We start from the raw sequence: 641 nt of genomic DNA, 5'->3' as shown, positions 1-641 counted from the left end.
ATCGCCGCGACGGCCCCGGAAGATGTAGACGTTCCCGCCCAGAGGGTTCTCCTCAAGCGCTGTCTGCACCTTCGCGGTCAACCCCTGAAACCCACATCGCATATCGGTAACGCCCGCGGCGATCCAGATGCGCGTGCCTGCCGGTAGGGAGATCATGAGCGCAGACTTCCCAGCACGATCCGCAGCGTCTCGGCATCGACCAGGCCATCCACTTTAACCACCGCACGGCCGATCCGGATCTCGATCGTGCCGATTGGTGATGCAGGCTTCGCACCCTGCGCTTGCGGTTCTCCCGGAGCTGATGTGCTGACCTCCGTAGGCGCCTCGCTTAGCAGTACGACCGGAACGAGCGCGGCAGACTGAGCTTGCTGATCAGCCAGATATCGCCGCCGCCAGGTGAATAGCATATTTGCATTGATGCCATTCTCGCGGGCCAGCTTCGCGACCGATACCCCGGGCTCGCAAGCTGCTGCTGCCAGTCGATCACGAAGCTCCCGGGGGTAGTTAGGGCGCCCCGTACGGGAACCCGGCTTCTTCTCTGCAGACTGTGTCAAAGTGGTGCCCATCAGATCGGAAATGATGGACATCACTTTGATGTCTCCCTCAGCCACCGTCTACAACGGCCGGCTCGAGCCGCTTAC

The 641-nt window shown here is 61.8% G+C and carries 2 protein-coding genes; both read right to left on the bottom strand.

Annotated elements, in window-relative coordinates:
- Positions 1-156 (bottom strand): IS66 family insertion sequence element accessory protein TnpB (gene tnpB, locus U5A52_RS43040; protein WP_321940499.1); only part of this gene is annotated, 156 nt, incomplete at its 3' end.
- A complete protein-coding gene (gene tnpA / locus U5A52_RS43035) occupies positions 153-587 on the bottom strand; it encodes an IS66-like element accessory protein TnpA (RefSeq protein WP_321940496.1) in 435 nt (144 codons plus the stop codon). The genes tnpB and tnpA, both read right to left, overlap by 4 nt.
- Between the last annotated feature and the right edge of the window lie 54 nt (positions 588-641).

Origin of the sequence: Paraburkholderia sp. J8-2, from assembly GCF_905220195.1 — a bacterium.
In the GTDB taxonomy this organism is placed as follows: Bacteria; Pseudomonadota; Gammaproteobacteria; order Burkholderiales; family Burkholderiaceae; genus Paraburkholderia.
Note: the sequence above shows the minus strand (reverse complement) of the source record. Positions and strands in the feature narration are given on the sequence as shown.

Coding starts and splice junctions, on each gene's coding strand:
- tnpA (WP_321940496.1), bottom strand. CDS start 587: ATGTCCATCATTTCCGATCTGATGGGCACCACTTTGACACAGTCTGCA.